At 62.8% G+C, this 23052-nt stretch carries 15 protein-coding genes; 4 read left to right on the forward strand and 11 right to left on the reverse strand.

What is annotated here, in order from left to right; genetic code table 11:
- Complete coding sequence (locus NKL04_RS31345) at positions 1-1050, reverse strand: threonine aldolase family protein (RefSeq protein ID WP_023701031.1); 1050 nt, start codon at positions 1048-1050, stop codon at positions 1-3.
- 509 nt (positions 1051-1559) lie between these two features.
- On the opposite strand from NKL04_RS31345, the gene gltB reads away from it, so the two are divergent.
- Positions 1560-6311: a glutamate synthase large subunit gene (gene gltB, locus NKL04_RS31350; RefSeq protein ID WP_023701032.1), complete on the forward strand. Its 4752-nt coding sequence runs from the start codon at positions 1560-1562 to the stop codon at positions 6309-6311.
- 140 nt (positions 6312-6451) lie between these two features.
- The gene (locus tag NKL04_RS31355) at positions 6452-7906 is read left to right on the forward strand and encodes a glutamate synthase subunit beta (RefSeq protein ID WP_023671207.1); all 1455 of its coding nucleotides are present in this window, start codon (positions 6452-6454) and stop codon (positions 7904-7906) included.
- On the opposite strand, the gene NKL04_RS31360 is transcribed toward NKL04_RS31355, so the two are convergent.
- Both NKL04_RS31360 and NKL04_RS31365 read right to left on the reverse strand, forming a co-directional pair.
- The gene (locus NKL04_RS31360) at positions 7903-9108 is read right to left on the reverse strand and encodes an SGNH/GDSL hydrolase family protein (RefSeq protein ID WP_023701033.1); all 1206 of its coding nucleotides are present in this window, start codon (positions 9106-9108) and stop codon (positions 7903-7905) included. The genes NKL04_RS31355 and NKL04_RS31360 overlap by 4 nt on opposite strands.
- 104 nt (positions 9109-9212) lie before the next feature.
- Positions 9213-10436, reverse strand: coding sequence for a lytic murein transglycosylase (locus tag NKL04_RS31365; protein ID WP_023691763.1), 1224 nt, complete (start codon positions 10434-10436; stop codon positions 9213-9215).
- A 199-nt stretch (positions 10437-10635) separates the two neighbouring features.
- Between NKL04_RS31365 and galU the strand changes: the two genes are divergently transcribed.
- On the forward strand, positions 10636-11541 hold the full coding sequence (gene galU / locus NKL04_RS31370) for a UTP--glucose-1-phosphate uridylyltransferase GalU (protein ID WP_023671956.1): 906 nt from the start codon (positions 10636-10638) through the stop codon (positions 11539-11541).
- Here galU and NKL04_RS31375 read toward each other — a convergent pair whose 3' ends face one another.
- Positions 11542-13326 (reverse strand): outer membrane beta-barrel protein, encoded by a 1785-nt coding sequence (locus NKL04_RS31375; protein ID WP_031205110.1) that lies wholly within the window; start codon positions 13324-13326, stop codon positions 11542-11544.
- A gap of 150 nt (positions 13327-13476) precedes the next feature.
- On the opposite strand from NKL04_RS31375, the gene NKL04_RS31380 reads away from it, so the two are divergent.
- Positions 13477-14472 (forward strand): KpsF/GutQ family sugar-phosphate isomerase, encoded by a 996-nt coding sequence (locus NKL04_RS31380; protein ID WP_023671954.1) that lies wholly within the window; start codon positions 13477-13479, stop codon positions 14470-14472.
- 87 nt (positions 14473-14559) lie between these two features.
- On the opposite strand, the gene NKL04_RS31385 is transcribed toward NKL04_RS31380, so the two are convergent.
- From NKL04_RS31385 to NKL04_RS31415, 7 genes are all read right to left on the reverse strand, one after another.
- On the reverse strand, positions 14560-15024 hold the full coding sequence (locus NKL04_RS31385; RefSeq protein ID WP_023701036.1) for an NfeD family protein: 465 nt from the start codon (positions 15022-15024) through the stop codon (positions 14560-14562).
- A 96-nt stretch (positions 15025-15120) separates the two neighbouring features.
- The gene (locus NKL04_RS31390) at positions 15121-16071 is read right to left on the reverse strand and encodes an SPFH domain-containing protein (protein WP_023701037.1); all 951 of its coding nucleotides are present in this window, start codon (positions 16069-16071) and stop codon (positions 15121-15123) included.
- Positions 16072-16229: 158 nt separating this feature from the next.
- The gene (gene hemH / locus NKL04_RS31395; RefSeq protein ID WP_023686407.1) at positions 16230-17294 is read right to left on the reverse strand and encodes a ferrochelatase; all 1065 of its coding nucleotides are present in this window, start codon (positions 17292-17294) and stop codon (positions 16230-16232) included.
- Positions 17295-17450: 156 nt separating this feature from the next.
- The gene (locus NKL04_RS31400) at positions 17451-19478 is read right to left on the reverse strand and encodes a bifunctional metallophosphatase/5'-nucleotidase (protein WP_023701038.1); all 2028 of its coding nucleotides are present in this window, start codon (positions 19476-19478) and stop codon (positions 17451-17453) included.
- A 197-nt stretch (positions 19479-19675) separates the two neighbouring features.
- Positions 19676-20053 (reverse strand): Omp10 family outer membrane lipoprotein, encoded by a 378-nt coding sequence (locus tag NKL04_RS31405; RefSeq protein ID WP_023671949.1) that lies wholly within the window; start codon positions 20051-20053, stop codon positions 19676-19678.
- A gap of 186 nt (positions 20054-20239) precedes the next feature.
- Positions 20240-21685 carry a homospermidine synthase gene (locus NKL04_RS31410; protein WP_023833567.1) on the reverse strand — a complete coding sequence of 482 codons (1446 nt, stop codon included), beginning with the start codon at positions 21683-21685 and terminating at the stop codon, positions 20240-20242.
- Positions 21686-21811: 126 nt separating this feature from the next.
- On the reverse strand, positions 21812-23050 hold the full coding sequence (locus NKL04_RS31415; protein WP_023701039.1) for a hypothetical protein: 1239 nt from the start codon (positions 23048-23050) through the stop codon (positions 21812-21814).
- Positions 23051-23052 lie beyond the last annotated feature (2 nt).

Here is a 23052-nt window from a genome sequence, read left to right on the forward strand (position 1 = left end):
TCAGGCGATCATCTGGCCGAAGCGATCGACCTCATCTGAAGTCGTGGCAAAGCTGGTGACGAAGCGATAGAGCAACTCGTCCTCGCCGACATGGCCGTCGAAGCCGTGCGGCCTGTGCCAGTCGTAAAAGGCGGCGCCGGCGGATTGCAGCCTTTCGGCTTCCGCCTTTTTCATCACCGCGAACACCTCGTTGGCCTGCGGCAACCAGGCGAGCTTCGCCGCTGCCGAATCCTCGATCGCAGCCGCCAGGCGCGCAGCCATGGCGTTGGCATGACGGGCCGTGTCCAGCCACAGGCCGTCCTTGAAGTAGGCGTCGAACTGCGCTGCGATGAAACGCGACTTGGAGAACAGCTGTGCGGCGCGCTTGCGCAGGAAGGACAGCTCCTTGGCGCGGTCGAGGTCGAACAGCACAATGGCTTCGGCGCACCAGCAGCCGTTCTTGGTGCCGCCGAACGAGACGATGTCGACGCCGCGCTTCCAGGTCATTTCGGCCGGCGTCGTCTCAAGCGCGACCAATGAGTTGGCAAAACGGGCGCCGTCCATATGCAGCGGCAGGGAGAAGCGTTTAGCGATCTCCGAAATGATGGAAATGTCGTCGAGCCCGTACACTGTGCCGACTTCGGTCGATTGGGTGATCGAGACGGCCGTCGGGCGTCCCCAATGGACGATCTCGGGTGCGAAACGGGCGACGGCGCGTTCAAGATTGTGCGGGTCGATCTTGCCCAGGGCGCCGTCGACAGCATGGAGACGCGAGCCGCCGCTGAAATATTCCGGCGCGCCGCATTCGTCCTCGATGATATGCGATTCCCGGTGCGCAAAGGAAATGCCGCCGGGCTTGTTGTAAGCGGCCAGCGACAGCGAGTTGGCCGCCGTGCCGGTAGCGACGAAGAACACCGCGACCTCGCGTTCGAAGATCTCGCTGAAACGCTGGTAGACGGCGCGGTCGAGATCGCCATCGCCATAAGCGGTCGAAAAGCCGCCGGCATTGGCTGACAGCCCGGCGGCAATGTTGGAATGGACGCCCGCCCAGTTGTCGGATGCAAAGAACATCAGGAAAGTCCCTGTCTAGTTGAGAAAGTCTGGTTGCGACAAGAGCGCGACCATGGCCGTTTCGGGGTTTGACGCGCAAGGGCCAAGGGCTGAAAAAGCGGTAAAGCCGAAGGCGATCACGAAGGAGTGCCGGGACCGAAATTTCGTTTCAACAGCGCCTGACGTAATTTTCTGTCGCCAAACGTCCAAGAATTTGGTGAATCGGTCTTGTGTACGCCCAGGATTTCTGACATAAAAATTTAGGACAGTAGTGCTGTCTTATTTTGTCGCACAAGTCAGGCTGGATTGGCGTATCATTTAGGCCACTCCGGCCGTTGCCGCGAGCGACGGGTAGACGGCTCGGCTGTGGCCTGTACGATACCGGATACGAACCGGCGGTGCACCGCACGGTCCGCCAAGGATTTCGAAAAGACGTGCCGCAAGAATGAGAGCGGAAGCCAGGCGCTTCCCAAGGTAGACCAGCGCCCCAAATGCTAGACGTGCAAGGGGCCGGAACGGAGGACAGGACGATGACGGAACTGACGCCATCTGCGATTATCGGCCAGGCCGCGCAGACGAAAGCGGCAGCCGTTAAAAATACCGTTCTGACCAAAGAAGGCCAGACCACCAACGGCCTGACCACCAATGGCATGGCCGCGCAGGGTCTCTATGATCCGCGCAACGAGCATGACGCGTGCGGCGTCGGCTTCATCGTCAACATGCAGAACGTTAAGTCGCACCAGATCGTCAAGGACGGGCTCTTCGTGCTCGAAAACCTGACGCATCGCGGCGCTGTCGGCGCCGATCCGCTGATGGGCGACGGCGCCGGCGTGCTGGTGCAAATCCCCGATCATTTCTTCCGCGAAGAGATGGCGGCCCAGGGCGTCGAACTGCCGGCGGCAGGCCAATACGGCGTCGGCCACTGGTTCATGCCGCAGGATGCGGCACTGCGCGCCCATATCGAAGAGATCATCGCCGAATCGGCGCAGTCAGAAGGGCTGCCGCTGCTCGGCTTTCGCGACGTGCCGGTCGACAATTCATCGCTGTCGAAGGCGCCCGATATTGCGGCCTCCGAACCGTTCCATCGCCAGGTCTTCATCGGCCGCACATCAGACATTCCAGATGACGAGGAATACGAGGCCAGGCTGTACCTGCTGCGCAAGGTGATTTCCGGCCGTATCTACGCCGAGAACAACAACAAGGATATCGGCGCCTACTGTGTGTCGCTATCGGCGCGTACCATTGTCTACAAGGGCATGTTCCTGGCCTACCAGGTCGGCGCCTATTACAAGGATTTGTCGGATCCGCGTTTCGAGACCGCGCTGATCCTCGTCCACCAGCGCTTCTCGACCAACACCTTCCCGTCCTGGAAGCTGGCGCACCCCTACCGCATGGTCGCGCATAATGGCGAGATCAACACGGTGCGCGGCAACAACAACTGGATGGCGGCGCGCCAGGCCTCGGTCGATTCCGAACTGTTCGGCAACAACATCTCCAAGCTGTGGCCGATCTCCTATGACGGCCAGTCCGACACGGCGTGCTTCGACAATGCGCTCGAATTCCTGTTCCAGGGCGGCTACAGCCTCAGCCATGCCATGATGATGCTGATCCCCGAAGCGTGGGCCGGCAACAAGCTGATGGATGCCGACCGCAAGGCTTTCTACGAATACCATGCAGCCCTGATGGAGCCGTGGGACGGGCCGGCCGCGGTCGCCTTCACCGACGGCCGCCAGATCGGCGCCACGCTCGACCGCAACGGGCTGCGGCCGGCGCGCTACATCGTCACCGACGACGACCGCGTCATCATGGCGTCAGAGGCCGGCGTGCTGCCGGTGCCGGAGGAGAGGATCGTCAAGAAGTGGCGGCTGCAGCCCGGCCGCATGCTTCTGATCGACCTCGCCAAGGGCCGCATCATTTCCGACGAGGAGATCAAGTCGGAGATCGCCACCAGGCATCCCTACAAGACCTGGCTCAACAACACGCAGCTGATCCTCGAGGATCTGAAGCCGGTCGAGCCGCGCGCGCTGCGCAAGGATGTCAGCCTGCTCGATCGCCAGCAGGCTTTCGGCTACAGCCAGGAAGACACCAAGCTGTTGATGTCGCCGATGGCGACCACCGGCCAGGAAGCGGTGGGTTCGATGGGCACGGACACGCCGATCTCGGCGATGTCGGACAAGTCGAAGCTGCTCTACACCTACTTCAAGCAGAATTTCGCCCAGGTCACCAACCCGCCGATCGACCCAATCCGCGAGGAACTGGTGATGAGCCTTGTCTCGTTCATCGGGCCGCGGCCGAACATCTTCGACCTGGTCGGCAATTCGCGCCGCAAGCGGCTCGAAGTGCGCCAGCCGATCCTGACCAATGGCGATCTGGAAAAGATCCGCTCGATCGGCCACACCGAGGACCGTTTCGACACCAAGACCATCGACATCACCTACGGGTCGAGCGAGGGCGCGGCCGGCATGCAGGGCGCCGTCGAGCGTCTGTGCGAGCGCGCCGAGGCGGCCGTTGCCGGCGGCTACAACATCATCATTCTGTCCGACCGCCAGGTCGGTCCCGACCGTATCGCCATTCCGGCACTGCTGGCGACGGCTGCCGTGCACCACCATCTGATCCGCAAGGGTCTGCGCACCGCGGTCGGCCTGGTCGTGGAATCCGGCGAGCCGCGCGAAGTGCATCATTTCTGCTGTCTCGCCGGCTACGGCGCCGAGGCGATCAACCCCTACCTTGCCTTCGATACGCTGCTCGACATGCACAAGCGTGGCGAACTGCCGGCTGAGGTCGACGCCTACGAGGTGGTCTCGCGCTACATCAAGTCGATCGGCAAGGGCATCCTCAAGGTGATGTCGAAGATGGGCATCTCCACCTACCAGTCCTATTGCGGCGCGCAGATATTCGACGCCATCGGGCTGAAGTCGGATTTCGTCGAGAAGTACTTCACCGGCACAGCGACGCTGATCGAAGGTGTCGGTCTGGACGAGGTCGCGGCCGAGACGCTCAGCCGCCACACCGACGGTTTCGGCAACGATCCGGTGCTGCGCAACAGCCTCGAGGTCGGCGGCGAGTACATGTACCGCATGCGCGGCGAAGCCCATATGTGGTCGCCCGACGCCGTCGCCACCTTGCAGCACGCCGTGCGTCAGGGCTCGTGGGAGACGTTCAAGGAGTATTCCGCGCAGATCAACAGCGAGACGGCCCGTGCCCAGACCATACGCGGCCTGTTCAGGATCAAGCTTGCGGAAGAGACCGGCCGCAAGAAGGTGGCGATAGAGGACGTGATGTCGGCGGCCGATATCGTCAAGCGCTTCTCGACCGGGGCGATGTCGTTCGGCTCGATCTCGCGCGAGGCACACACGACGCTGGCGCGCGCCATGAACCAGATCGGCGGCAAGTCGAACACCGGCGAGGGCGGCGAAGAGGCCGACCGCTATCTGCCGCTGCCCGGCGGCAGCAAGAACCCCGAACGTTCGGCGATCAAGCAGGTCGCCTCGGGGCGCTTTGGCGTCACCGCCGAGTATCTCGTCAATTCCGATGTCATGCAGATCAAGGTCGCGCAGGGCGCCAAGCCCGGTGAGGGCGGCCAGCTGCCCGGCCACAAGGTCGACGCCACCATCGCCAAGGTCCGGCACTCGACGCCCGGCGTCGGCCTGATCTCGCCGCCGCCGCATCACGACATCTATTCGATCGAGGATCTGGCGCAGCTGATCTACGATCTGAAGAACGTCAACCCGGCGGCCGACGTCTCGGTAAAGCTGGTGTCGGAAGTCGGTGTCGGTACGGTTGCGGCGGGCGTCGCCAAGGCGCGCGCCGACCACATCACCATCTCCGGCTATGATGGCGGCACCGGCGCGTCGCCGCTGACCTCGCTCAAGCATGCCGGCAGTCCATGGGAAATGGGCCTTGCCGAGACGCACCAGACGCTGGTACTGAACGGGCTGCGCTCGCGCGTTGCGCTGCAGGTCGATGGTGGCTTGCGCACGGGGCGCGACGTCATCATCGGTGCGCTGCTCGGTGCCGACGAGTTCGGCTTCTCGACCGCGCCGCTGATCGCGGCCGGCTGCATCATGATGCGCAAGTGCCACTTGAACACCTGCCCGGTCGGCGTCGCGACGCAGGACCCGGTTCTGCGCAAGCGTTTCAAGGGCACGCCCGAGCATGTCATCAACTTCTTCTTCTATGTTGCGGAAGAGGTGAGGGGGCTGCTGGCCGAGATGGGCTACACCCATATCGACCAGATCATCGGCGACAGCGACCTGCTGGAAAAGCGCGAGATGATCCAGCATTGGAAGGCGCGCGGGCTCGATTTCGGCAAGATGTTCTTCAAGCCGGACGCGCCGCATGAGGCGGTGCACTGGACCGAACGGCAGAAACACCCGATCGACGATGTACTCGATCGCAAGCTAATCGAACTGGCGAAGCCCGCGCTCGAAAGCAAGCAGCCGGTCAAGATCGAGGTCGACATCCGCAATGTCGATCGCTCCACGGGCGCCATGCTGTCGGGCGAAGTCGCCAAGCGCTTCAGGCACAAGGGCCTGCGCGAGGACACGATCCAGGTGAAGCTGACCGGCACCGCCGGCCAGTCGTTCGGCGCCTTCCTGGCGCGCGGCATCTCGTTCGATCTCGTCGGTGCGGCCAACGACTATGTCGGCAAAGGCCTGTCGGGCGGACGCATCGTCATCCGGCCGCCGGAGGAGTCCAGGATCGTCGCGGCGGAATCGATCATCGTCGGCAACACCGTCCTCTATGGCGCGACCGAGGGCGAGGCCTATTTCGCAGGTGTCGCCGGCGAGCGCTTCGCGGTGCGCAATTCGGGCGTCGCCGCCGTCGTTGAAGGCGTCGGCGATCATGGCTGCGAATACATGACCGGCGGCATCGTCGTCGTCATCGGCCAGACCGGTCGCAACTTCGCTGCCGGCATGTCGGGCGGCGTGGCCTATGTTCTGGATGAGGCCGGCGATTTCGCCGCGCGCTGCAACATGGCGATGGTCGAGTTGGAGCCGGTTCCGGAAGAAGACGATCTGATGGAAAGGCTGCTGCATCATGGCGGTGACCTCGACCACAAGGGTCGCGTCGACGTCTCGGGCGACATGACCACCCATGACGAGGAACGGCTTTACCAGCTTATCTCGAACCACGTCCATTTCACCGGTTCGGTACGCGGCCGCGAGATACTCGACGACTGGACGACCTTCCGGCCGAAATTCCGCAAGATCATGCCGGTCGAATACCGCCGCGCGCTGATCGAGATGGAACGCATGCGCATGGGCGTGGCGGCGGAATAGGTTTTTCGACTTGCCGGGAGGCGCAGGCTTCCCGGCGGAACTTTCAGCGACAGTTTGACCTCGGATGCAAGGTTGCCACGGCTGCCTCAAGGGGTTAACGGGTGCGAAAACCGCACCATCTGGACAGCAGGAACTGGACTATGGGCAAGGTAACAGGCTTTCTCGAAATCGACCGGCAGGTGCACAAGTACCAGCCGGCCTCCGACCGCATCCGGCATTTTCGTGAATTCACGCTGCCGATGTCGGACAAGGAGGTCGAGAAACAGGCGGCGCGCTGCATGGATTGCGGCATCCCGTTCTGCCACGGGCCGACCGGTTGCCCGATCCACAACCAGATCCCGGACTGGAACGACCTCGTCTACAATGGCGACTGGGACAATGCGATCCGCAACCTGCATTCGACCAACAATTTCCCCGAGTTCACCGGCCGCATCTGCCCCGCGCCCTGCGAGGAAGCCTGCACGCTGAACCTCGAGGACATTCCGGTTGCCATCAAGACTGTCGAACAGGCAATCGCCGACAAGGCTTATGAAACCGGCCATATCCGGCCTTATCCGCCAGAGAAGAAGACGGGCAAGCGGGTCGCTGTCATCGGCTCCGGCCCGGCAGGGATGGCGGCGGCGCAGCAGCTTGGCCGCGCCGGCCACGAGGTCAGCGTTTATGAGCGTGAGAGCCGTCCCGGCGGGCTGATGCGCTACGGCATTCCCGACTTCAAGATCGAGAAGCACTATATCGACCGCCGCATCGAGCAGATGCAGGGCGAGGGCGTGACCTTCCATTGCGGCGTCAATGTCGGCGTCGACAAGCCGGTGGCAGAGTTGCTCGCCGGATACGATGCGGTGCTCTATTGCGGCGGTTCGGAATCGCCGCGTCCGGCCAACATTCCGGGCGACGATCTCGGCGGCGTCTATGACGCCATGCCCTATCTGGTGCAGCAGAACCGTCGCGTCGGCGGCGAGCCGATCCAGTCGGTGGCCTGGCCGTCGCATCCGATCATCGCCGGCGGCCAGCATGTCGTCGTCGTCGGCGGCGGCGATACCGCGTCCGACTGCGTCGGCACCGCCTTCCGCCAGGGCGCGGTGCGCGTCACCCAGCTCGACATCCGCCCGCAGCCGCCGGAGAAGGAAGACAAGCTTTCGGTCTGGCCTTACTGGGCGACCAAGATGCGCACCTCGTCCTCACAGGCCGAAGGTGCGGAGCGCGAATTCCAGGTGGCGACGCTCGAATTCATCGGCGAGGACGGCCAACTGACCGGCGTCAAATGCTGCGAAGTCGACGAGAAGCGCAAGCCGATCGCCGGCACCGAATTCGTCATCCGTGCAGACCTCGCCTTCATCGCCATCGGCTTTGCCGGACCGGCTGCCGCCGGCGTCGCGAAAGAGCTGGACGGTGAGATGAAAATCACCACCGACAGCCGCCGTTCCCGCAATGTCGAAGCCAACGATCGCGACTACAAGACCAGCGTCGACAAGCTCTACGCCGCAGGTGATGTGCGCCGCGGCCAGTCGCTGGTTGTGTGGGCGATCCGCGAAGGCCGCCAGGCCGCGCGCTCGATCGATGAAGCGCTGATGGGGTCGACGGTACTCCCCCGTTAACGGTTGATCGCCGTCGTCGTATCCGTCGCGGCAGCGGCCTTGGGCGGCCAGGAGAAGTCGTCGGCGCGGCCGGGCGAGGCCTCGGGCGCCTTGCCTTCGAGGATTAGTTTTTCGCCGGGCAGATCCGGATTGGCTTTCGGCGCCGCCGCCGCACCGAGAAGCTCGGTCCCGCCGTCGAGCGCCGGATCGTTGAGCAGCATTGGAACGGTGCGGTCGACCACGATCGGGGCGGCGGGCAGCGACGGCGCCTCGACCGGGGCGCCGGCCGGCGCGGCAGCCGTCACCACGCTTCCCGGCGCTGCCAGGCCGAGGATCTTGGCCAGCGGCTTTTCGGTGTAGAAGGCGAGCTTTCGCTTGCCGGCTTTCGAGACGTTGATGCCGTCGTCGGAGCGCAGCCGCACGGCCTGGCCGTTAATGTCGGGGCCGGTCGAGACAAAGGCGCCGTTCTCGTCGACGAACCCATCCCAGACATCGACGAATTCGCCGCCGTTCTTCTCGGCTGCCGAGTGGTAGATGTCGTTGAATGCCAGCATGTCGGAGGTCATCTTCGGCGTCTTGAAGGCTGGCATGCCGACCCACAGATAAGGCACCTTGGTCGCCGCCAGTGCCTTTCCCAAGGCTTCGGTCCGGCGTTCGTATTCCTTGGTCCAGTTCTCGGAGCGCGGCTGCTCGCGCACATCGTTGACGCGCATCTGCTGGCGGTCGTTGGAGCCGAGCATGACGACGACCACGGAGGGTTTTTCGGTCTCGACCAGCGATTTGACCTGTTCGGGCCAATTGTAGACATCATCGCGCACGAAACCCGAAGAACCGTTGGCGCGCTCGACGATCCTGACGTTGGCATTGTCGGCAAAGGCTGTTTCGAGGCCCTCGGCCAGGCCGTTGGCCATGAAATCGCCGATCACCAGAACGACGCGGGCATCCGGTGTCTTCTCGACAATCGGAGCGGAAGGTTCAATGGGTGCACGGGGCTTCTTCTTGACCTTCGGCTTTGCCTTGCGGACGTCGAGCGGCGGCTCGATGCGTTCGCTGCGGCGCGGGAACAGAAGGTCGCGCAGCGACCAGCCGCGGTTCTGCGGTTGTTCCTGCGCCAAAGCCGGTGTGTGGAAACTGCCGGCGAGTCCCGTCGCCAGCGCAACGATGGCCAGAACGAGGATCGGCAAGCGGAAAACGATCACACGGATACGCGTTGCCGAAACCAAGCACCCTCTCCATCCCTTGGTGCATGGCCCTCGCAGGGGATCATGCACAGACCGATGCTACGGCATCCCTTGCGCGTCACAGATGCGCGCTGCCGTCGCCGGCTCTATTTCTTTCTGAGCCATTTGAGCACTTCCATGCTCGGATACCCGTCCTGGGTCAAGCCGACCGTTGCCTGATAGGTCATGATGGCGGTTTTTGTGCCGTCACCGATCTTGCCGTCGAACTTGCCGTCGTAAAGTCCGTGCTGCGAAAGCCGCTTCTGCAACTCCTGCCTTTCCTCGAAGGACAGTTTGGTGAAAGGCCGCTTCCAGTCCTGCACCAGACCATTAGAGCCGGCGATTTCGTCGGCAAGAAGGCCGACGGCCAGGGCATATTTGTCGGCGTTGTTGTAGGCCTTGATGACGGAGAAGTTCTTGATCATCAGGAAGGCCGGTCCGCCGCGGCCGTCCGGCACTTTCAGCGTCGCCTTGTCGGTTGCGTTCTTGAACGGCTTGCCATTGGCCCTGGCGACGCCGAGCGCCTGCCACTGCGCCAATGTCTTCGAGCCGGCCGGCAGTTTGCCCGCCGGAATGGTGACCTCGTAGCCCCAGGTCTTGCCGCCCTGCCAGCCATTCTTCTTCAGCAGATTGGCTGATGTCGCCAACGCATCGGGGATCGAATTCCAGATGTCGCGCTTGCCGTTGCCGTCCATGTCGACGGCATAATGCTGGTAGCTGGTCGGGATGAACTGGGTCTGGCCCATGGCGCCGGCCCAGGAGCCCATCAGGTGGCTTTCGTCGATGTCGCCGGTCTGCAGGATTTTCAGCGCGGCGACCAATTGGGTGCGGGCGAATTTCGAACGCTTCGGGTCGCCATAGGCGAGGGTTGCCAGCGAGCGGATGACATTGCGCATGATGTCGTCGCGCTTGAGGATCTCGCCATAATTCGATTCCATCGACCAGATGGCGAGCAGGATGTAGCGGTCGACGCCGAACCTCGCCTCGATCCGTTCCAGCCACGGCTTCCATTTTTTGGCCATCTGCTGGCCGACGGCAACGGACTGGTCGTGGACGCGGTTGTCGAAATAGTCCCAGGCAGGTGCGGTGAATTCGGGCTGGGTGCGTGCCTTTTCCAGCACCACCGGGTCGGGCTCATTGATGCCCCGGAACGCTCGGTCGTAGACCCCGCCGGAAACGCCGCCCGCCACGGCCGTGGCGCGGAAGCCGGCGACCCATTGCCGAAAACCGGCATCGGCGAAGGCCGGTCCGGCCGGCATCAGCAAGGCGAGCGAGAGGCTGGCCGCCGTCAGCACGCTGGTAAAGAGTTTTGCGGCACTGCGAACGGACATATTTTCCCCTTTCTCTATCTCAGGAAAGACCATTCATCGCCGAACCGGGTTAGCAATTGGTTTACCATAGGCGGCGCCTGGAACGAAAAGACACCTGGATGCTTTACCGGTTGATGTTTCCCTCAATGGCCCGATAATCCACAATTCCGGCGCGAAAATGTCGCGAGGCCGGGCACGCCCTCAAACGGATAATTGACGCATGAAGCGAGTTCGCAAGGCAGTTTTCCCGGTCGCCGGTCTCGGCACACGGTTTCTCCCGGCCACCAAGGCCATTCCCAAGGAGATGCTGACCGTCGTCGACCGGCCGGTCATCCAGTATGTCGTCGATGAGGCGCGCGAGGCCGGCATCGAACATTTCATCTTCGTCACCGGCCGCAACAAGGCGGTCATAGAAGACCATTTCGATATCCAGTTCGAGCTCTATGATACGCTGGCACAGCGCGGCAAGGACGATCAGCTGGCCCGCTTGCAGCGGCTGCAGCCGGCGCCGGGGCAGACCTCGTTCACCCGCCAGCAGGTGCCGATGGGGCTCGGCCACGCCGTCTGGTGCGCCCGCGAACTGGTCGGCGATGAACCCTTCGCGCTGTTGCTGCCCGACATGATCATGCAGTCGGAGAAGAGCTGCACGAAGGCCATGGTCGAGCTCTACGAGGAGACGGGCAACAACATCATCGCCGTACAGGAATGCGATCCGGCCGAGACCCACAAATATGGCATTGTCGGCCGCGGCGAGGACACGCATCACGGCTTCCGCATCACCGAGATGGTCGAAAAGCCGAAGACCGGCACCGCGCCGTCCAATCTCTACATCAACGGCCGCTACATCCTGCAGCCCGAGATTTTCAAGATCCTCGAAAGCCAGGAAAAGGGCGCCGGCAACGAGATCCAGCTCACCGACGCGATGCTGAAGCTGGAAAAGCAGCAGCCCTTCTTTGGCTACCACTTTCAGGGCCGCACCTTCGATTGCGGCTCGCCGGAAGGCTTCGTCGAGGCCAATGTCGCCTTCGCGCTGTGGCGCAGCGACATGAACGAGAACATGGCCGGCGTCATCCGCACGCTGCTCGATGAGATGAAGCCGTCCGAGCGTCGCGGCGCTGCTTTTTAGCTACCGCTGCAGCTTCAGCCCCAAATAGATGCTGTTGGCGGTGTAGTTGCGCCCGGGCAGATTGCTGGTCAGCTTTTCGGTGCGGGCGCGGCTGGTGAGGCCGACATAGCGGTTCAGCCACCAGGTCAGCCCGGCCTCTGCACTCAGCGTCATGTCATGGCCGTCGGAGCCGGTGTAATTGCGCCAGTCGAGCCCAAGGGCTGCGTTGCCGGTCAGGTCGGCGCGGATCTGCCGCTCGCCGGTGAGGCGGCCGGAATAGAGGATGTCGCCGCTCTCACCGGCATTCGTTGTGCCTTCGACCGTGGTTCGCCCGGTGAGGCCGATGATGGTACCGCGCTCGGGCGACCATTTGAGGTCGGCATTGATGGTGGCTCCCGAAATCGCCTCCAGGTTCTTGTCGTCGATCGCCTCCCTCAGCCAGCCGGCCGAGAACTCACCCTTGAGCTTCTCGCCCATGTCGACTTCGATACCGGCGCGTGCGCCAAGCCGGGTCGAAGAGCGCTCGAAGCCCTTGTTGTCGATCCGTTGGTCATATACCCGGCGGCCGAGCTCAATCTCGGCAAAGGGCGTCAGAGCCGGGGAAATTTCATAGCCGGTCCGCAACGTTGCGGTGTAGAGCGTGTTGTCCTGGTCCTTCTGCGACAGCGAGGTGCCATCGGTAAGTTCGGCATCGCCATAGATGTCGTGGGAGACAGCGCCGGTCAGCGCAAAGCGCATCTTGCCGACGTCCTTCTCGACGCCGAGGCTGCCGTCGACCGTCTGGCGGATCGGCTGCGATTTGACGCCGGCAATGGCGTCGGGCGCGGAGGCCGATTCCGGCGCAATCTCGTAGCCGAGCTTGGCGATGGCACGCAGTTCATTGTCGAGGTCGACATTGTACGTGCCTTGGATACGGCCGCGTGCCTCATTGATCTTCTGGCCCGAAATGGTGTTGCGGAAATTGCCGTAGCCGTCGATGACCGCCGAATTCTCGCGCCAATCGGAGGCGGCGGAAAAACGCAGCGCCGTTTCGGACAGCACCGCCGACTTGCCGCCAGCGCTGGAATCGGCGTTCGACGTGACGGCAACGCCCTGCTCGAGCGTCGGCCGCAGCAGGAACGAGCCGACCTTGATGCCGGTTGCCGCGTACGGGTCGTCCTCGAGCTTCTTCTTCTGGCCCTCGATGGCGTCGGTGCGCTCGGCGCCAGGGTCGAGCTTCTGCCGGTCGACGCTGTCGACGGTGAGGACACGGCGGTTGGCTGTGTCCTGATCGGCGTCGTCTGCCGCAGTGCCGTCCGGAGTCGTTCCGGTGGTGGTCTGGTCCGTGGCTTTGCCAGGCTTCTTCTTGTCGGCAGCCTTGGTTTTGTCCTTGGCCTTGTCTGCATCCGCGGAGGCGCCTTGTTTTGCCGTCGATGGCCGGCGTGGCTGGACGGTTGGCGGCTTGTCGGCGCCCGAATCGTCGATGGTCGCCGGCGGGTCGAAAATGCTGTTTGCGCCGGCCTGGGGCGGGTCGGTGTCGTCAGGCAAGGCGCCATCGCTGGCCGGCACATAAGCGGTTGGCGTGTTTCCCGTGGGGGCGGTGTCGGCAGGGGCGGGCTTGACCTGCGTGTTGGCCTTGGTCAATTGCCTGGCCCGGCGCTGCTGGTCGGACAGGATCGCCGATTCCGAAACCTCGCCGCGCAGCTCGGTCTCCTGGGCATGAAGCGCAGTTGGCCGCAGCAAAGCGAGCACGCTCGTCGCCAGAAGCAGAGCGCAAAAGGCTCTGCCCGTTCGACCTTTTTTCTCTTGAGGCTGGGCCCGCGACATCGTCACCACTGCTTGCGCGGCGCAAGCGCGCCATACTTACCGAACCGTAAACGGGGATGGTTAACGGAGGGTTGAAGGGGTGCCTGTCGGACATGGCTGGACGGCAATTCTGTTGGACAGGCGAACGGCAAAGCGCTAATCGCATCAGCCATGCATGCGGGATCCCAAGAAAAGAAGCCTTTGGAGGCTTCGATCGCCTCGGCGCTGAGAACGGTAGCCACGGAACAGGCCGGCGTGGCGGCATTGGCCGCCGCGCTGGAGAACGAACTGGCCGAACCTTTCGCCCGCGCCGTCGACATGGTGTCGCGCATCAATGGCCGCGTCATAGTCACCGGCGTCGGCAAAAGCGGCCATATCGGCACTAAGATCGCGGCCAGTCTGGCTTCGACCGGCACGCCTGCCTTCTTCGTCCATCCGGCGGAGGCCAATCATGGCGACCTTGGCATGATCGCCAGAGACGATGCCATCATCGCCATGTCATGGTCCGGCGAGAGCAGAGAATTGATGGGCATCGTCGCCTATTCCAGGCGCTTCTCGATCCCGCTGATTGCGATTACCGCGGGCGCGGCCTCGGCGCTGGCGCGCGCGGCCGACGTGGTGCTGCTCCTGCCGTCCGTGCCGGAAGCCTGCCCGCACGGCCTGGCGCCGACGACATCGACCCTGCTGCAACTGGTGGTCGGCGATGCGCTGGCTATAGCGCTGCTCGAAGCGCGCGGCTTCACGCCCGACCATTTCCGCACATTCCACCCCGGCGGCCAGCTCGGCGCCAATCTCACGCAGATCCACGAGATCATGCATGTCGGCGAAAGGCTGCCGCTGGTGGCTTCCGGCACGGGCATGCGCGAGGCGATCCTCGAATTGTCGAACAAGGGCTTCGGCTGCGTGGCGATCGCGACGGCGGATGGCGCGTTGGTGGGCATCATCACCGATGGCGACATCAGGCGTCACATCGGCAGCAATCTCATGGAAATGAGCGTCGATCAGGTGATGACGAAAAAGCCGAAGACGGCCACACCGGACACGCTGGTGGCGACGGCGCTGCAGATTATCAACAATTCGGCCATTACGAGCCTGATGGTGGTCGAAGGCAGGCGGCTCGTGGGACTGGTTCATCTGCACGACCTGCTGCGCATCGGCGCCGCCTGAAAAAATCAAAGGACGCGTCGCGTTCGGGAAGCCCTACGCGACGCGCCCTGATTTTCCGGATCGAAAGCGCCATGCGCTTTCGAAATGTCAAACAGCCTCGACGGTCAGTTCCAGATCGGTGTCGGCCGAACTGACGACGCGCACCTGCGTGCCGGCCGGCAGGTCGGGACCGGAGACGCGCCACAGCGTGTCGCCGAGCTTGATGCGGCCGCGACCGTCCTTGATCGGCTCGGCCAGCGTTGCCATCCTGCCGACCAACTGCGCGCCGCGCCGGTTGAGCAGCGGCTGATCACTCGGGACATTACGCCCGCCGACTAGTTTCTTGCCGACGAAGGCCGAGACCAGCGACAGCGCCAAGAAGGCGAGGACCTGGACTTCCCAGGCCCAGAAGCTTGCGTCCCAGATGAGCAGGGAAATCACACCGATTACCAATGCGGCGATGCCGATCCACAGCATGAATATTCCTGGCGCGATGACCTCCATCACCAGGAGGACGAAGCCCAGAACCATCCAGTTCCACGGACCAAGTTCGGAAATGATGCGGTCGAACATGGGCGTGCGCTCCTACTTCCTGTGGAGCATGATCTTTTCCGAAAACCGGTTCCCACTTTTCGGGATCATGCTCGCGACCTCAGTTCTCGTCAGGTCTCAGTTCTCATTCGGGCGAACCACCGGAGGGCGGCCTGCCTGCCTGGCGGCGCCGGCGGTGCCTTCGCTGCGGAACACCTCCCTGGCGATCTCGCTTATGCCGCCGAGCGTGCCGATCAGCGCCGAGGCTTCCATCGGCATCAGCACGACCTTGCTGTTGTTGGCGGTACCGATCTTGCCCATCGCTTCGGTGTATTTGAGCGCCACGAAGTAGTTGAGTGCCTGCACGTCGCCCTTGGAGATGGCTTCCGATACAACCTGGGTGGCTCGCGCTTCGGCCTCGGCCGAGCGTTCGCGTGCCTCGGCGTCGCGGAAGGCGGCTTCCTTGCGGCCTTCGGCCTCGAGGATCTGCGACTGCTTGAGGCCTTCGGCGGCGAGGATCTGCGCACGCTTGTTACGTTCGGCCGTCATCTGACGACCCATCGATTCGATGAGGTTGGCCGGCGGATTGATATCCTTGATCTCGACGCGGGTGATCTTGATGCCCCACGGATGCGCCGCTTCGTCGACGACGCGCAGCAGGCGCTCGTTGATGGCGTCGCGGTTCGACAGCAATTCGTCGAGGTCCATCGAGCCCATGACGGTACGGATGTTGGTCATCGTCAAATTGAGAATGGCGTTCTCCAGGCCGGCGACCTGGTAGGCGGCCTGCGCCGCATTGAGGATCTGGTAGAAGGCGATGCCGTCGACGCCGACAATGGCGTTGTCGCGCGTGATGATTTCCTGGCTCGGAACGTCGAGCACCTGCTCCATCATGTTCATCTTGGCGCCGATGCGGTCGACGAACGGCACGATGAGGTTGAGGCCGGGGCTTAGTGTTTTGGTGTAACGGCCAAAGCGCTCCACCGTATAATTATAGCCTTGCGGGATTGTCCGGATGCCTTTGATAAGAAGCACCAATACCAGAAAGGCAAGCGCACCAATCGCAATACCGAAACCACTGAAGTCCATTTGAATCTCCCTCAGATGCCGGCCATGGCGTTGATTCCATGCAACCGACTTCACCAAACACTTAGGTGTGTTTCAATAATGTTACAATCAGGTGATCGTTGATTATTGGTGCATGGAATAGCGCAACTGCGGCGATCGATCGCCGCAACGTGGCGGCCTCAGACCCAGCCCGACAGCTCGCGCCGCACCATCGCCTCGATCACCGCCATGCCTTCTGCACTGTCGTTGAGGCACGGGATGTGGGCGAATTTCTCGCCGCCGGCGTGATGGAAGGTCTCGGCCGCCTCGCGGCCGATTTCGTCCAGCGTCTCGATGCAGTCGACGGAAAAGCCTGGGTTGACGATGGCGATCGATTTCACGCCGTCCTTCGCCAGTTTCTCGACCGTCTTGTCGGTGTAGGGCTGCAGCCATTCCTGGGCGCCGAAGCGCGACTGGAAGGTGATGATCAGCTTCTTTTCATCCCACCCCAGTCGTTCACGCAACAGCCGTGTCGTCTTCTGGCAGTGGCAGTGATAGGGATCGCCCTTCTCGAAATAGGGCTTCGGGATGCCGTGATAGGAGGTGATGACCACCTCGGGCTCGAAGTCTAGCGTTGCCAGATGCCGTTCGATCGAATGGGCGAGCGCCTCGATGTAGACCGGCTCGTCATAGTAGGGCGGAACACTGCGCACGGCAGGCGCGCGGCGCATCTTCATCAAGGCGCGAAACAGCTGGTCGTTGGCGGTCGCGGTGGTGGTCGCGGAGTATTGCGGGTAGAGTGGGAACGACAGGATGCGGTCGCAGCCTTGCTCGACCAGCCTTTGAGCGACGCTCGCGGTCGAGGGGTTGCCGTAGCGCATCGCCCAGTCGACCACGACATCGGGTAGGTCGATGAGCGCTGCGGCCAGCTTTTCGCCCTGCGCGCGGGTGTAGGTGCGCAGCGGCGACTCGTTCCTCTCGCGGTTCCATATCCTGGCGTAATTGGCGCCGGACTTCTTCGGTCTGGTGGTCAGTACCAAGCCGTAGAGGATCGGATACCAGATCGCCTTGTTGAGTTCGATGACGCGCGGATCGGACAGGAATTCGCGGAGATAGCGCCACATCGGCTTGAAATCGGTACCGTCGGGCGTGCCGAGATTGACCAGCATGACGCCGATCTTGCCTGCCTTTACCGGCGGATGTCCGGCCGGTAGCGGGTCGAGCGCTTTCGCGGCTTTGGGGTCGACAGGCGTGGAAAGCGTCATGAAGGTCTCCCGACACCGCGAAAACCGACGATGTCGGGCGAAACTAGCGATGCGGCGCGAGTTTTCAATGCTGCGTCTGGCCGCACCTTACCTTGAAAGCCAAAAACCCCGCCGGTTACCCGGACGGGTTTTGCTGGTCGCAAGTGCGAAGCGAGGTTACTTCGCCGGAATGGTCAAGGTCGCGCCGACAGGAAGCCGGCGTGGTTCGTAGCCTTTGTTGGCCTCGGAGATCACCTTCCACTTGGCGCCGTCGCCGTAGGCCTTCTTGGCGAGATCCCAATAGGTATCGCCGGCGACGATGACATGGCTGGCTTCGGCCGGGGCGGCGTCAGCCGGCTTTGCCGGAGCAGGTGCGGCTTCGGCCGGCTTTGCCGGTTCGGCCGGAGCCGGCGTTGCCGGGGCGGTTTCCGCCGGGACAGTCGGCGGCGTGGTGGTGATGTCGCCGGAGCCTGCCGGCAATGCGGGCATCGCCGGCTCCGCCGGTGCAGCCTCGGCCGGTTTTGCCGGTTCCGCTGGAGCAGGTGCCGGTTCGGCTGGTTTTGCCGGCTCGGCGGCCGGGGCAGCCGCTACGGTTGCGGTAACCTCGGTGATGCGGCCGTCGAGCTTGGGCGTATAGGGCCGGTGCGCGGCGAGATAGTCGGCGACCACCTGTTCGAGGCCCGGGCCGTAATCATAGGCGTTCTTGGCCTTCTCGGCGAAGACCTTGTAGCCGTCGCCGCCCTGGCGGACGTAATTGTTGGTGGCGACCAGATAGTCCTTGTCCGGATTGATCGGCGCCCAGGCACCGTTCTGCATCACCTCGACCGACTTGACTCGGCCGGCATTGGGCGCGACCGACTTGTCGAAGGAGTATTTGAGACCTGCCACCTGCGGGAAGCGGCCGCCGCCGTCCTCGACCTGGCTGACGCCGTTTTCCAGCCCGGCAACCAGATCCTTTCCGGAAATCTGGAAGGTCGCCAGCGTGTTCTGGAACGGCAGCACGGTCAGCACCTCGCCCATGGTGACGGTGCCCTTGTCGATCGAAGCACGCAGGCCGCCGCCATTCGAGACGACGATCTCGACGCCCTGTCCCTTGACGCGGTCGAGGATGGCGTCGGAGACGAGGTTGCCCATCGCGCATTCCTTGGTGCGGCAGCTTTCGCGGCTGCCGTCGATGGCCTCGGTGGTCTCGGCCACTTCCTTGTTCTTCAGCGCCTCGATCGGCGCGCCAAGCTCCTTGATGCGGGCAAGAACGGCCGGATCGGGAGTGATCGACTTGTCGAGGAAGATCGGGTCGCCGCTGGCTTCCTTGACGTTGCCATTGTCGTCGAACACGACCTTGAATTCGCCGAGATATTTCGAATAGGACGCGGCCTGCACCACAGGCACCTTGGAGCCGTCGGGGTTGTCGACCATCGTCGGGTAGGGGCCTTCAGCCTTCGGGTCGGTGTTGGACAGAAGCGAATGGCTGTGGCCGCCGACCACCACATCGATGCCCGGGATCTTGGCGATGACATCGCGCTCGCGCCTGTAGCCGATATGGGTGACGGCAATGATCTTGTTGACGCCTTGCGCCTTCAGCTTCTCGACCTCGGCGGTGATCGACTTGACGTCGTCGGCGATGGTGATGTTGGGGCCGGGAGAGGCGAGTTCCGGCGTGTCGTTGGTCACGGCGCCGACAATGCCGATCTTCTGGCCGCCGACCTCAAGCACAATCGACGGCTTGATCTTGCCTGCGGCGCCGGACTTGTCGTTGGGCACGACATTGGCGCTGACGATCGGGAACTTCGCCTTGTCGAGATAAGGCACCAGCGCGCTCTCGCCATCGTCGAATTCGTGGTTGCCGAGCGTCACCGCGTCGGGCTTGATCTGATTGAGGAATTCCTCCTCCGCCGTGCCCTTGTAGGTGATGTAGAACAGCGATCCCTGAAAGCTGTCGCCGGCATTGAGCAGCAGCACGTTCTGGCCTTCGAGCTTCTTGCGCTCCTGTGCGATCGCGGTGACCAGCCGGCCGGCGCCGCCGATGCACTCACCCTTGGTCTCTTCCTCGGCCGAGCAGGTTGACTCGTATTTGTTGTTGCCTTCGATGCGGCTGTGCCAATCGTTGAAATGCAGGATGTTCAACGTGTAGTCGGCAAAGGATGGTGCGGCCGACAGGCCGAGTGTCGAGGCAGAGAGGGCGGCAATGGCGGCGAGCTTCTTCATCTTCGTCTCCCGGATATGATCAAAGGCGTTTAACGCTCTTGCCCGACTGCAGGATAACAGCCAGCATTTCGGGTATGTTCACATCGCGGTTGTGGCGATGCAAGAAGAATCAGGGCGGATAACCGGCATCGGTTTGCCGGCATAAAAAAGGCGGCGGCATCGCGCCGCCGCCATCCGCAAAGCCGCATGGGAAAGGTTCAGCCGCGCCTGGTCAGCACGAAGTTCTGCCCGGCGGAGCTGGTGCAATTCAGCTGGTTTATGGACACCAGCAGGCAGTTGAAAGCGATTGGCTGCTGCCGGATCAGCGAGGTTCCGTTGATCTCGACCGAGGTGGCGCCGGTCTTGGTGTAGCTGCCGTCAGCGAATTTCTCACCGGTCTCCGCCGAAACGGTGGTGAAGACGCCGCCGTTCAATGTCGAGACCGCCTTGCCCTCGGCGTTCAGCCAGGAGCCTTCGACGCCTCGCGCCTGCGATGAGATCGGTGGCCCGTCGGAACCGCCGGTGGTGCAGGCGGCAAGCATCGTCGCAAGAACGCCCGCCGCGCCCGCAGAAAGAATTTTGCGCGCAATCGTCATATCAAATCCTCTCCTGGCGCATCGGCCCAATCGCCAAACGACGTTTGGGGAACCGATGTGCGTGGCCTCAAGTTTCCAGAGCCGTCCCTCGTGCGTCCAAACGGATGCACACTGCTCTCGTCCGCATCCCTTCAATCGCCCGATTTCCGGGCGATTGCAAGGCAGTGGGGCAGGGGTATGGAACCGCTATCGAACGAGGATGTTGCGGAATTGCCACGGGTCGCTTTTGTCGAGGTCCTCGGGAAACAGGCCCGGACGGTTATCGAGCGGCGTCCAGTCGGTGTAGTAGCCCTTGACCGGTCCGAGATACTGGGACTGCACTTCCAGGCAGCGCTTGTAGTCCATCTCGTCGGCCTCGACGATGCCGGCTTCCGGGTTTTCCAGCGCCCAGACCATGCCGGCGAGCACGGCCGAGGTGACCTGCATGCCGGTAGCGTTCTGGTAGGGCGCCAGCTTGCGGGCTTCGGCCAGCGACAGCTGCGAACCGTACCAGTAGGCGTTCTTGGCATGGCCGTAGAGCAGCACGCCAAGCTCGTCGACGCCGTCGACCAGCTCGTTTTCGTCCAGCACATGGTGCACGGGTTGCGCCTTGCCGGCGGCGCCGAACATTTCGTGCAGCGACAGCACGGCGTCGTTGCAGGGGTGATAGGCATAATGGCAGGTCGGGCGGTATTGGACCTTGCCCTTCTTACCGCGCACGGTGAAGAAGTCGGCGATCGAGATCGCCTCATTGTGCGTCACCAGGAAACCGTATTGCGCGCCCGGCGTCGGGCACCAGGAGCGCACGCGGGTGTTGGCGCCGGGCTGTTCGAGATAGATCGCAGCCTTGGAGCCATGCTTGTGCTCCTTGCCGTTCTTCGGCATCCATCTCTCATGCGTGCCCCAGCCGAGCTCGGCCGGCTGCAGCCCTTCCGAGATGAAACCCTCGACCGACCAGGTGTTCCAGAACACGTTCATCGGCTTCGGCTTCTTGGTGCGCTGGGTGTCGCGCTCGGCGATGTGGATGCCCTTGACGCCGGCCTTCTTCATCAGCTTCGCCCAGCCGTCACGGTCGTCCTGCGCCGGTTCGGAAAACTCGAGGCCGAGGTCGCCGGCAAGGTTCAGCAGCGCCTGCTTGACGAACCACGAGACCATGCCCGGATTGGCGCCACAGGTCGAAACCGCGGTAGCGCCGCCGGGCTTGTCGTGCTTCTCCTTGATCAAGGCTTCGCGCAGCGCGTAGTTGGTGCGGCTGGCATTGTCGGCCTTGGCGTCGAAATAGAAGCCGCGCCACGGCTCGACGACGGTGTCGATGTAGAGCACGCCGAGCTTGCGGCAGAGCCGCATCAGGTCGACCGAGCCGGTATCGACCGACAGATTGATGCAAAAGCCCTGGCCGCCGCCATTGGTCAAAAGCGGCGTCAACAGTTTCTTGTAGTTTTTCTCGGTCACGTGCTCCTGGACGAAGGCGATGCCGCGCTCGTCGAGCAGCTTGCGGTCGGTGTCGAGCGGGTCGATGACCGTCATGCGCGACTTGTCGAATTTGAAATGGCGCTCGATCAGAGGCAGCGTTCCCCGTCCGATCGAACCAAAGCCGATCATCACGACAGGGCCGGTGATTTCACCGTAAACGGGCCAGTTTTCATTCGCCATTTTATCGAGCACTCCTTCAAGCAACGCGCCAAACGGCCGTTCGACCGCCGCGCGACAAACCATAGATCATTGTCACAATAAAGCGAAAAGCAGGGATAAGGTTAGTTCCCGACGGCGCAGATGCGCCTACGGTTCGAGCAGTTTCGCGAATTCCGGTGTGAACAGCGCTTGTGCTTCGGAGACCGGCATTTCAACGAGATCGCCGCCGCAAGCCTGGATGACGTTGGGCAAACCTTGCAGGCCGAAGACCAGAACCTGCCTGTCGCCATCGCGCTTCAGGCTGGCGCCGAGATAGTCGCCGATCAAATCGTCGATGCCGCATTCGGCCTCGTAATCCACCTCGGTCTGGTCGCTGGGCTTCTTGCGCTTCTCTTTGACGAAGGTGGCCAGCGAGGGGCCTGGCTTGCCGTCGACCGTATCGGAAAACATGTCCTGAAGGGTAAGCAAGGCGCCACGGCGCACGTCCATGACATAGGCGTCGGAATAGTTGTTCGGATGCGCACCGCCGCAATAGAGGCTGCCGGATTCGGACCAACTCATCAGCTTCGGCGTCAATGACGTAACTTTGAACGTCGAGTCTTCATAGCCGCCAAGCGAATCGTCATCCATGCCCTCCATCGGTGGTCCATCGTGGAAGCCGGCGTATTGCAGCGCCGCGCACGTCAAGGCGCTGAGGCTGTCATGCCAATGGCGGTTCTGCAGCAAGGCATTGGCGGCTTCGATCGGCGCGCCGCCGGCGAGATCGACGATGCGCGGCCTGGCGAATTTGGTGCGCGGATCGGTGACATAGCTGTAGGCTGCATCCGGCCAACCTTCCTTGGCGTCTGCCTCGGGCGCGAAATCCAGCTTGAGATAGTCGTAGGGCGATGCCGCCATGGTGATCGGCGCATCGTCACCCGAGAATGTCATGTCGGTGAAATCATAGAGATCGCGTGGCGTCGTCGCCGGCGTCTCTGTCTGGGCACGGCTGGCGATCCTTGTCAGCTTCAGCGGCAGGGTCTTTTTGGCCGTCCAGGTGCCTTCCAGCGTCTTGCCCTTGTCGGCGGGACTCAACCGCCAGACGGCGCCGATGGGTGGAGCCTGGCCGTCGCCGCACTTCTTGGCATCGCAGGCTTCTTCCTCGGCCAATTGAAAGGTGGCGCCCTTGCTCGACTTCGCCTGCAGAGGAATATCGATGCCCTTGGAGCGGTAGAAATAGCGCGCCGCCAGTGCCTCTCCAGCCGTCGCCGGATCGCCGGTAAACTCGACGACGATGTCGATGTTGCCGAGCTTGCCGGCATAGGTGACGGGGTCGGCGAGCGCCGTTGCCGGCAACGCCAGCAATGCACCGAGCAATACGGCTTGCTCCAGGATTTTTCGGATCATCG

Source organism: Mesorhizobium sp. C264A, assembly GCF_040324515.1.
In the GTDB taxonomy this organism is placed as follows: Bacteria; Pseudomonadota; Alphaproteobacteria; order Rhizobiales; family Rhizobiaceae; genus Mesorhizobium.